Consider the following 11,261-nt stretch of genomic DNA (forward strand, 5'->3'; position numbering starts at 1 on the left):
CTTGTCACCGGATGCGGTAAAAAAAGCAGTAGATTTACTCAACGATCGTCCTCGAAAATCTCTTGACTATCGAACCCCTTCTGAGGTATTTTATAGTCAGGGATCGGAGACCGTTGCATTTCAAACTTGAATTGGCGATTTCATGGCTGGATATTCTAAAATTCAAAAAATTCAATGTAGATATTCAAATTCTTTTTCGAGATATCGTAGTCGAAATATTGGTCAATTCATGGCTGCCTTACAAAAAATATAACTTATATTTTGGAAAACAAGATAAGATCGCAAATCAACTTGAAAGCCTAAGTTTATCGAATGAAGATATAGAAACACAGAGTAACCGCCAAGGTGCGTTTAAAGAGAATTTACGATCGATAATCGCCACTCAAGACTTATCGGACATTGAAAAATATTTAAAGCGTTACGTTCCCTTTCGATTAATTTCACCGTTTTTAAAAGAAAAGCTAGAAGGAATTGATATCGACCACGGCGTCGATCGAGAAATTCCCAGGATTGCCATTGAAGAGTTCGATCGACTCAAACCGCTTTACTGTTTCGATATCCCCGACTCCAGAAAATTCACAGCGATTATCGTACATCCTGACTGGGCAAAATATATCGAAAATAATTATTCGATCGTTCGCAACTGGGCGTGTTGGGAATGGCTACAGTATATGCAAAGCTGCAACCCACAAGTAGAAGTGACACCTCAAAAAATATTTTTAACTAAAGACTAGGAGGCATTTAAAACATGGCTGAAATTACCTTGAAAATTTCTGAAGAGCTTGCAAAAAAAAATTACAGAAGTTGGCGATCGCTTACCCGAATTGATTGCCCTCAGTTTACAAAAACCTCCGATTCCAGCTCGCGTCTATCGCTATATTCTCGACTTTTTAGCAAGTCAACCAACCCCTGAAGAAATTGCAGCCTTTCGTCCGACGCTGGAGATGCAAGAACGCTTGAAAATATTACTCGAATGCGAACGATCGGGCGAGATGACGGCTACTGAAAAGCAAGAACTCGATGAATACGAACGAATCGAACATTTAGTAATTCTGTTAAAATCCGGAAATTTACCCTATGTAACTCAATCTTTATGAGTCAAACATTAGCTATTAAATGGTGTACATAACATAAAATATCTTATTTGTCAACTCCTAAAATTAAATTTAGGATGTTGAGTTCGGTGGAGGTGAGAAGATAGCGATCGCTAAAAAGTTTCGATCGCATACGTTTGAGGCTATAACTGCGGAAAATGACAAACGGAAAATCGCGGTAGCGATCGCCGATGGGTAAAACCTGTTCCGAGGGATACAGTTGACGAACATAATTCGTTAAAATATCCTTAAACTTTTCTTTCTCCGGTTCAGGTTCGCCGGATTTAAAATAATCGCGGATAACATCTCCGACGAGAAACGCAAATAGCGGAATTGCATAATAGCGATCGTTCCACTGACTCTGTTGTTGGAGTCGCTGCGTGTACTCGTGGGGGTGACGGAGTTCTTCAATTAAGTCAATTCCACGTTTAATGGAAGCTTTGAGACTGGGGGGATAGTCGGGACTTTTTTGAATGGCGATCGCTTTGTTTAATATTTCCTGCGTTGCGTATTGTTCGATTTCTGATAACCGCATTTCGTAAGTTTCAGATAAGGTCGCTTCGCTAATAGGAACCAGTAACAAACTTCCGCAAACGTGACTCTGTTGAACCGGGGGAATGTCTAACAAGGCGTCGAGACGATCGCAGTATTGTTCAAAGTCGCGTTCAAAGCTTTCTCGGAGGGTTAAACAAGGGGTTTCAGACGCAGTTTCGCGAAAGCCTTCCGATCTCAAGAAAAATTCCCCGCGACTGAGGATACTTTTAAAACTTTCTGCTAAGGCTTCGACGGTGGTATTTTGGCGATTGCGATTTGCTTCTTTCTTCAAATCGCGAATTAACGTCGCTAACTGACCTGTCAAACTTTGACCCGAAGCGGAAACTGATTTTCCACCAATGGGAATCATCATAAAATTATGACGTCCGATTTGTCCGTATCCTTGCATCCGCGTCAGAATTGCAGTTTTGAGAATCACCAGCAGATTCAATAAGCTCAAGAGACTTTCTTGAATCGAAAGTTGAATGCTTTCGCGATCTCCATTGTCGTCGTAATAAATTGCGCGATCGCACAAATAAAAGGTTAAGGCTTTCTCCGCATCGTCTAGGCTTTTTCGTTCTCCCGCTTCCCAAAACTGTCCGCGACCGCGATAAATCACCTGAATAATTTCCATCAAATTGGTTTCAATTTGGAATTGGGGAACTTCCACTAAAATATGTCGCGATTTGGGAAAAGATAAGCCACGACTAGCGGAAGAGGTCATAAAAACGACCTTGACGTTATTCTGATACTCCCGAATTTGCTGTCTTTCCGCGTCCGACAGATTCGCGTGAACTTCTAAATAGTCTTCCGGTTTGACAAATTTCTCTTGAATCCCCCGATTTTGAATCGCTTCAATCAATTCTTTCAATCGCCGCTTATTTTGGATATAAACTAAAATTTGACCGCTATCGGGATGGTTCAGAAGTTCTTTTAAATCCTCTAAAATCTGTTCCTGGACAGCTTTTGGAAGTTTTTCCCGTTGTTCGGATAACCAGTCTTGGTTATAGCGAACTGACTGGATAAAAGGTTTGTAAGTAATCACCAACCGTTTGGCGGGGTAGGAGTTGGCGTTAATGGCGATCGCCTCCAGTCGACTAAACCTAAACGGTTGACAAAATACTCCCAGCTTTTCCTGCTTTTTTTTGACTTGACGCACAAAAATTTTATCAGGTTCTGGGGACGAATCTTCCAGATGTTGTTGGATGACGTTTCCATCGACGATCGACGCATCGGCGACGATGACTTTCAGGTTAAATCCCGATTCAAGATTCGCCAGTTCGTATCGTTTAATGATTTTCTGAATTCCCTGGAGAAATTCGACACCGCTATTATCTCCTGTAATTTCATCGATCGCGATAAATAGGTGTTTGATACGACTAGAAAGTTGTCGCATCTTTTTTAGATTGACTTCCCCTTCTCGGCTGTTATAGCATCCCTTAAAAATTTTTTCAAAATGGTCTAGGGTATTTCGACCGGATTTCTTAATTCTCAGAGATTGAATACAAGCTGTCGCGACGACAGTGTTGGAAATGGGATCGTTGATGGCGTTGTATATGGCTTCGCAGAGGGTGGACAACACGCCGGGTTTGTTGCTGGGATTGTCTCTGAAATTGCGATCGCTGATGCGTTGAAGCGAACGATGGGAATGCGATCGCGACGGTGGCGGTTCGTCGAAGGGGATAAATTGAATTCCGTGGCTGGAAAAGCGATCGGAATGCTGTCCTGAAATATACTGAACGGCTTTTTTAAAATGGTGTTCGTCGAGAAAGTTGGAGTTGGTGGTGGTACAAAACAAGCGTTTGTCGCAGAGTTCCCCAGTTTGCGAGTCTCGGAATTTCTCGATAATGTCTAAATTAACTTGTTTGCGAGGACTCACGTAGAAAAAGAGGAATCCTTCATCGACTTTCGATTTCAAAAATTCGACAATGGCGGTAGTTTTTCCAATCCCCGGATTTCCCGTAAGAAAGAGAAAGGTTTTATCTGAGTTGAGATACCGCTTCACCGCTTCAGCATGAGGTGTTCTCAAGTCTTGGGTAGACTGAAAATTGTCGAGAACTTCACGATGAGGTGTAATGACATTCACTGTATCTCGACGAACGTTCGTTAAATTGGCGATAAAGCTTTTACCATCCTGAAAACTTCTAGCGACGTTGCGGCGAATCATGTCGAACAAGTCTTGTCTCGCGGTTGAGATCTCCACATCTCGGGTTTCCTGGGAATAAATATCGCGACAGGTTTTGAGAAACTCGAGATGTTTGGTGTTTTGGACACGGAGGGACATAATACTGAGAGAGCGATCGGTATATCCCACAACGTTGATATGAATGTCTTCAGTGGCGATATTTGTCCCGTCGATCGTCTCGTAGTTTATCAAAAACTGATAGAAGCTGTATCCGTATCCTCCCGCTTGAATAAACTTGGCGGTTTCCTTATCTTCCCGTTTAAATGCAGTCAAATATCGCTTCAGATTCTCGGAAAATTCAAAATCGAGGCCGTCGTCGCTTCCGGTATCGAGTCGCAGCTTCGCGAAAACGCTTTTCGATTTCAGGTAATTGATTTCTCGCCGCAGCAGACGACGGTGATTGTCTAGGCTTTTATCGTCGAGATTCAGCAAATCTGTCGCTTGTCTGACGGAAAACACCGACAAATCCACGACCAAGATTTTCAGTTTGCGTCGGTGTCGCAGCAACAGCAGCGTATCCGCTTGCAGAAATTCGCCTTTTTTATACTCATACTTTCGTTGAATCTCTTCTAGATTGGCGGTAAATTCTTCTCCGAGTTGAGACAACCAGTCTTTAATTTCTTCGAGTCGGTCTTTAGGATACACCCCCATGCTGTTGTCTCTGGAAAAACAACATTGATAATAGAGAATTTCTGGCTGACGCTTCGGATACTTTTCAAGAGATTCAAGATATTCCCGAAAAAAGTTTAAGCCAGACAGCCAACCTTTTTGAATTAAAAATAGTCCCCAGATTTTAATTTTCTCGATATGCGCCGGATCGACAATTTCAGACTGGCTACAAATATTTTCCAGCATTTTGGGGAATTCCAAATGCTGGATATCTCGTCGATACAGGTCGCCAAAATGATGACGGATTTCCTGCTGTTCGATCGCCGTCAAAATTCCGATGTTAAACGCCACCTCAAACAGCCGTCCGAGATTTTCGCCAACTCTATCGGTCATCTTAGGTGTCCTCCGCTTGCTGTTTTTTCTGAGAAGAGGGGTTTCGTTCCAAAATTGAGGTCACTTCCGTTAAAAACGCCAAGTTATTAAATAGGGTTCGTCCGTCCATATGTTTGAAAATTGCATTTTTATGCAAGGAATCTTCACCAATAATCCGTTCGTAGGGGTCTAGCTTGAGTTGAGGATTTCGTTGAGTTCGTTCTAATCGAAAAAAGTGAAAGAGAGTTAAATATCGCAGAATATCTTGTTTCAAAGAACCGTCGCGAATGAGTCCCTGTCTCAAATCGTCGTCGTCGAGAACCCCAGGATAGATATTTAACAGAGTTGAATAGGACATCACGCCGTTATAAAACCGTTCCTCTGACTTTCCGACAGTGATTCCGTTGAACAAGTTAAAAAATACCACCACCTGCTGACTGGGATCTTCGACCAAATTCAGCAAATTAGTCGTGTCTTGAAGCTGATAAGATGAGGATTTGAGGCTATGTAATTTACGGACGTAATACTTGTTAAAAAACATTGGATAAATGTGGATGTCTTCCAAATTTTCCATCATCGATCGAATCAAGGTTGGTGACATGAAGTAAAATTGGCGTTCGTCCTGAACTTGCGTAACATTGAGATTGCTCGTATAGGGAGCTTGTGCGATATATAAAATGTGACGATAGCCATGTTTGTGAAACTGATGAACGATATCGCTGAGAATGGAGGGGTGTTGGAATAAGTCGCGATCGCGATAGTTTTGGGAAAAGGTTTTTCGCAGTTGAATGCGAATTTTTCCCTGAGTTTCAGTAATTCCGATAGATTCCCCAAATAGCGTTGAGATTCCCTCGGTGCGATCGCGATTCCGTCGCACCCCATCACTCTCTAAACTCGATACCACAATCAAGCCTAACTTATCTAAGGAAGGCTCCGGAATTGCTGGCGTATTTTTGAAAGTAAAGGTTTGCGGTAACACCGAATACAGAGACGCGAACGCATTCTGTATTTTGAACGAACTCATCTGTTTAATGCGGACACCTTGAGAGTTCGATCGGTGTCCATCGTTTAACAAGTGAGCCGTGACTTTCGATAAATCCGCCATGAACTCTTCTGACAAAGACGGATTTTCAGAATCTCCTTCGTGGAATCTCAACATTGGAACGAAAAGAGGTTTCTGAATTTCTTCGAGTTTCTCTAAAATGACTCGCAACGTCACGTAAAACAACAGAGACATCGTGAAGCGATAGATAAATCCCCGAACGGCGTTACATTCACCTCGATCTAAGTGACGGTTGTTATAGGAAAATACAATAATATTTTTGTATCGAAAACTACCGCTACTGGCTTTTCTACTCAGCTTTCCATCTGGCGTGACCAAAATGGGAACCTGACAAATACTCTCGATTCCCGTATACTCAATATCAAACATCTCTTGTTTGGAAGTTTGATAATAGCGAATGTCTTCAAATTTGAAGGTCGCAGAAAGCTGACAAAAGGTTTTTCGGGAAGGAAAATTTTCTCGAATGGTAATGTAGCGAAGACATTTTTTCGGATTTTCTCCCACGACATCTTTAAAAATTCGACCTTGAATCAAATCCTCTTCGTCTTCTTCTAAAATTCCGCGACTGACACCAATTTCACGATGAAAATATTCAGGAGATAACTTCCCTTTTCGCTTAACAAAATCTTGAAGAATCTGTTTTAGTTTGCTGATTGTAGCTTTGACGTTATTATCTTGGGTAAATTCGAGAACTAATTCGCGTAACGTTTGTTGTTTGAGGTCTTCGTCGTTTCCCTGAAAAGCAGGTAAGATGCGATTGTCGAAACTTTGACCCACATCGTAATCGATCTCCGTTTCAGAATTTAAATCGCTGGAATGGCTGTCCGTTGCAAACACGAAGTAATAGAGAAACAACCGTCTCAAAATTTTTCGAGACAGGGTTTCGGGTTTAGTTTCCTGAAGTTGTTCTTCCCAATTTTCTGGGTTTAGAATATGCAAGTTGTAATCGAAAACTTCTTGTCCGCCACGAGCCTGAACGGTATTTCCAAATTTTAACTTGACGCCAAAGGTGAAAGTTCGCTCGATTCCGTCTTCACTGGTGGTTTCTCCCAAACTATCCGAAAGAATGGGAATAATGGGGAGTGCGTCGAGAGATTCGGCTCGAGAAAACCAATCTTTGTAATTGAGAGTTTCTTCTTGATAGCTAACCTCATAATCGCCATCAGTTTTATTGGAATCGTTAATGTAGGATTCGATCGCTCTCAGTCGCTGCGTCAAATTCTTCAAATAAACGACATTAGGATTGTCTTCTGCTTCGAGCTGCTTTTGAAGGTACTCCAAATAGCAGATTTTGGCTTCTTTCTTGAGTTTTCCCAGAGATTCCGTATCCACTACCCGCTGCAAACGGTAGAAATTGGAGTTTTCTCGCTCGATTAAAGTCTCTAAAGCTTCACGAGCGTCCTCCAAGTCGGCTTCGTTTTCCCCCGCTAACCGTTCCTCGAGATAGTTTTCGAGTCCTCGTTTCATGTTTTTCTGAAACTGATTGATATCCCGAACGTAAACTGTAACCTTATGGAATTTCAGCAGCGAATCGCTTCCGGATTTCTGCTTTTGGGCTTCCAAACCCGATGTGGAAACAGAGGGTGCATCTCAATTATGTAAATTCATCGAATTGGGCGCACTCAATTTCCAGATCCCCGGCATCTTGGAGATGCCGGGGATCTTATACGGGAAATGCTGATCGGGAATTTTGCCACCCAAAACTGATGTTTTTGCAAAACTGAGATGCACCCGAAACAGATGACGCTTGGGGAAAATTAAATCGAAGTCCGAGATTGCTCGAATTTTCTCGGTTTAATGGCTCGATAAAGCGATCTAAGCTAAAACTCTCTTCTTGAAGCGTTGAGGTTAAATGCTGGGATATTGCATTGCGAACGGCGGTAATTAACTCAGGAAATTTAGCTTGGCACTCTTCGACCAAGTTTAAGGTTATCGATCGCGCTCTTTGGTTACTAAAAATCGGATCGAAAATTTGCAATTGAGAAATATTTAAGGCAGTATTGTCTAATTTAACGATAAGTCGATCGGCTCTATCCTGAAGCTTATGTTTGACATCAAAAGGATTTTTCTGTTGAATATTTTCTAATATTATTTTTAATAAATTTTCGTAATTAACGCCAGGTAGATCGCCTTGACTTTGCTCTAACAAATTCATAGTTTGCTGAAATTATTCCTAAAGTTTACTATTTTTATAATACCAGAAACTTAATGCCGAATCTAGCAGTTTTCAAAAACGTTTACATTTAGTTATTTTAATATTATAACTAGAGAGGACTATCCGTCTCGGGGTCGATCGACCCTTCAAAAGTTTCCTCTACTGCTAACAAAATAAGATTCAAACTGACGTTTGCCCCTGCAAACCTAGGCTAAAACTCGCTAAGATCGAGGGAGGGACAAACCCGGACTAGCCGGGCCACACCCTTTCTCTCGTCACGTCAAGCAAACTTTTCCACCAGGGCGAAAACGAGGTTGACACTTAAATAACCGACCAGGGCGACCAAAAATACAAACAGCCCAATGCTAAACACAGATCTGAGTTTTTCCATGAGAGAAACTTGTCCTCGAAACGAAATGTCCGAACCTTGTCCCGGTGGAACGAGCCAATTTCTAAAACCGCCCGAACCGCGATCGCAATATGAACATTGTAGAATCTCTCAAAATGGCAGGTCAAACCCTCGTCGCGAACAAGCTGCGAAGTAGTTTGACCATGTTAGGTATCATCATCGGTAACGCCTCCGTCATCGCCACCATCGGCGTCGGACAAGGGGCCCAGCGATTCGTCACCGAACAGGTGTCTTCCCTCGGAACCAACCTGCTGTTTATCCTCCCCGGAAGCCCCGAAGCCCAAAGTCGCCCCGTCTACTCCCCCCAAACCCTCGTCTGGGAAGACGCCAAAGCCATCGCCGAACAGATTCCCTCGGTGTCCAAAGTCGCCCCGCAACTCAACAGCAGCGAATTGGTATCTTACCGCAACCGAAACGTCTCGGCGTTGATTTACGGAACCACCCCCGAACTGCTTAGCGTGAGAGATTTCGATGTCGCACAAGGGCGATTTATCAACGATCTCGACGTGAAACGCAACCAACAAATCGTCGCCATCGGTTCGGAAATGGCGGAACGATTGTTCGGCGAAACCAACCCCATCGGCGAACCCATTCGCATCAAAAACGCCACGTTTACCGTCGTGGGTGTCATGCAACCCAAAGGTTCGACCTTCGGAACCAACCTCGACGAAACGGTGTTCGTTCCCGTAACAACGATGGCGAATCGCATTGTCGGACAAACTTCACCTTACGGATTGACAGTAACGTTTATTAACGTCAGTATCGAAGACGAAAGCCAGATGAACGCGGCGAAGTTTCAAATAGAAAATTTACTGCGGTTGCGTCACAAAATTACCGACGAAGACGATTTTACCGTTCGCAGTCAAAAAGATTTACAAGAAACCACCAGTGCGATTACCGGGGCGTTGACGACACTATTAGCGGCGGTGGCGAGTATTTCCCTGCTGGTGGGGGGAATCGGGATTATGAACATCATGTTAGTGTCGGTGACAGAACGAACCCAAGAAATTGGCTTGCGAAAAGCAGTAGGAGCGTCTCAAACGGATATTTTGATGCAGTTTACCATTGAAGCGGTTTTATTATCGGTGATGGGTGGATTTGTGGGAACCGGAATCGGGGTTTCGGGCATCTTATTAATTAGTCAGTTCACTACCTTTCAAGCCGGGTTGTCGCTGACGGCGATCGTCCTTGCGACAGGCGTTTCCGGTGGTATAGGACTGGTTTTCGGAGTGCTTCCCGCCCGACGAGCGGCGAAACTCGATCCGATCGTGGCGTTGAGAACGGTGTGATCGATCGTTTAACGACGCTGATGTAAAAGGTGCGTGATGCGGGAATACTGCATTAATTTGACTTCGTTCAGATTTTTCGGCTGCGTCACATAGCTTTGTCTGTGGGCGGTATACATTGGCGGTGCGTGACGATTTATCGGTCTAAGGATTTACACCCTATTTTTCAAGTCACGCACCCTACTGTTACCTGTTAACTATCTTCACTGTTCACTGTAAATGTTTCTCCTTCTCCCCCTCTCCCCCTCTCCCTTGCTAAAACTGGCGATCGCCACTTTTCTACTCAGTGGAACCTTCAACAATTCGGCGATCGCACAAATTCAACTGTCTTCAGAATTCGATCCCGATCCTTACCCCGTCACCGGAACCTCGGGAGGCGAACAATATAGCCAAGATTGCGGTTATATCAGCGGTTTACCCAACTTCACCGTCACCTTAAACGAAGAATTCTCAAATTTACGACTGTTTGTCGAGTCAGAAGCCGACGTGACGCTGTTAGTCGAAACGCCGTCAGAACGACTGTGTTCCGACGACGTTTCCGAACGGATGCCCGAATTGTCCGGGCGCTGGGTTCCCGGCGAATATTACATTTGGGTAGGAGACTGGGGTAACTCGGGAGACTTCACCCTCTATTTCGATCGCTAGGAAGACGACACAGCTTCCACCGAACCCACCTCAGCCTCCGGAAGTGGCGGACGCAGCGACAGATACACCAACAAGCCCAAAAGCGGAATCAGCGACGCCGCCCAAAATACGCCTCGATTGCGGAGTTCCCGCCGTTCCATATCGTCTTCGAGAAGGGTGGGAACCAGCAGACACAGCATACAAAAATCGAGACTCATCACATGGATAAAGCGGCTGTCGTACCATTGGGCGACGAAATCGTTCCAATTCCCTTGGCTGAGACCGTAAACCAGACAGGCGATCGCCCCCAGGGTTAAAATTCCCCCCAAAATGCGCGAATCCCAGAATTTCAAAAATGCGTTTTTCTCCCCTGTAAAGGTGGGGTTGGGTTCCCGCAACGCCAGATAGGGGAGAATCGCAAACGCCCCCACGCCGAAAGAGGCAGTGACAAACGGCCAAGCCCCAATTGTTTGACCGCGTCCGTCGGCGAAGAGAAGACAACTGTAAGCTAAGGGTAAAATGCCCATCAGGTTAAACAAAGCGACGATAAGGGGGTTGATGTCGCTCCAGTTGCCCGAGGAAAGGTCGATAATCAGATCGAGGGTTTCGCTGCGATCGGGTGGGGCGAAACCAAAGGCGTAGACGAGGCTAATCAGCCACAGTCCGCCGAAGAGTAGTTTTCGGGTCATAGTCGGCGTTCGTGTTGGAGATAGGTTTGTTTAGGGTAGAAGGTGGAACGATACTTTTTCAAGCGATCGCCGTTTTTTGCACCACAGAGACACCGAGGACACGGGTGCATCTCAGTTTTGCAAAAATATTGCTAAAACAGAGTGCCATTTAAGTAAGCACAGCGTAAAGAAAGAATCTTAGAAACATTCTCTACTTTCCATTGCGCTCCCGATATTTTGACTCGCATTCCGATTTGCTTAA

Annotated in this window: 8 protein-coding genes and 1 pseudogene; 5 read left to right on the plus strand and 4 right to left on the minus strand. The window is 44.2% G+C overall.

Annotated elements, in window-relative coordinates; translation table 11 throughout:
* The 3 genes and pseudogenes from POG22_RS02035 to POG22_RS02045 form a co-directional block, all read left to right on the plus strand.
* Window positions 1-130, plus strand: a pseudogene (locus POG22_RS02035) (IS30 family transposase); the annotation flags it as partial.
* Between the two features lies 1 nt (window position 131).
* Complete coding sequence (locus POG22_RS02040) at window positions 132-734, plus strand: hypothetical protein (RefSeq protein WP_498903335.1); 603 nt, start codon at window positions 132-134, stop codon at window positions 732-734.
* Window positions 735-782: 48 nt separating this feature from the next.
* The gene (locus tag POG22_RS02045; RefSeq protein WP_498903337.1) at window positions 783-1,097 is read left to right on the plus strand and encodes a hypothetical protein; all 315 of its coding nucleotides are present in this window, start codon (window positions 783-785) and stop codon (window positions 1,095-1,097) included.
* Window positions 1,098-1,140: 43 nt separating this feature from the next.
* On the opposite strand, the gene POG22_RS02050 is transcribed toward POG22_RS02045, so the two are convergent.
* The 3 genes from POG22_RS02050 to POG22_RS02060 form a co-directional block, all read right to left on the minus strand.
* Window positions 1,141-4,815: a helicase-related protein gene (locus tag POG22_RS02050; protein WP_498903339.1), complete on the minus strand. Its 3,675-nt coding sequence runs from the start codon at window positions 4,813-4,815 to the stop codon at window positions 1,141-1,143.
* Between the two features lies 1 nt (window position 4,816).
* Entirely contained in the window at window positions 4,817-7,324 is a 2,508-nt protein-coding gene (locus tag POG22_RS02055) for a hypothetical protein (protein WP_498903341.1), read from the minus strand.
* A gap of 196 nt (window positions 7,325-7,520) precedes the next feature.
* Window positions 7,521-8,012, minus strand: coding sequence for a hypothetical protein (locus tag POG22_RS02060; RefSeq protein WP_498903343.1), 492 nt, complete (start codon window positions 8,010-8,012; stop codon window positions 7,521-7,523).
* Window positions 8,013-8,492: 480 nt separating this feature from the next.
* On the opposite strand from POG22_RS02060, the gene POG22_RS02065 reads away from it, so the two are divergent.
* Complete coding sequence (locus tag POG22_RS02065; protein ID WP_017659456.1) at window positions 8,493-9,710, plus strand: ABC transporter permease; 1,218 nt, start codon at window positions 8,493-8,495, stop codon at window positions 9,708-9,710.
* Window positions 9,711-9,926: 216 nt separating this feature from the next.
* Window positions 9,927-10,352 carry a hypothetical protein gene (locus POG22_RS02070; RefSeq protein WP_498903345.1) on the plus strand — a complete coding sequence of 142 codons (426 nt, stop codon included), beginning with the start codon at window positions 9,927-9,929 and terminating at the stop codon, window positions 10,350-10,352.
* Here the strand turns inward: POG22_RS02070 and POG22_RS02075 are convergent.
* The gene (locus POG22_RS02075; protein WP_498903347.1) at window positions 10,349-11,020 is read right to left on the minus strand and encodes a DUF2834 domain-containing protein; all 672 of its coding nucleotides are present in this window, start codon (window positions 11,018-11,020) and stop codon (window positions 10,349-10,351) included. The two genes, POG22_RS02070 and POG22_RS02075, sit on opposite strands and share 4 nt — an antisense overlap.
* Window positions 11,021-11,261 lie beyond the last annotated feature (241 nt).

The sequence above is a fragment of the Geitlerinema sp. CS-897 genome, assembly GCF_028368005.1.
Taxonomy (GTDB): Bacteria; Cyanobacteriota; Cyanobacteriia; order Cyanobacteriales; family Geitlerinemataceae; genus Baaleninema; species Baaleninema simplex.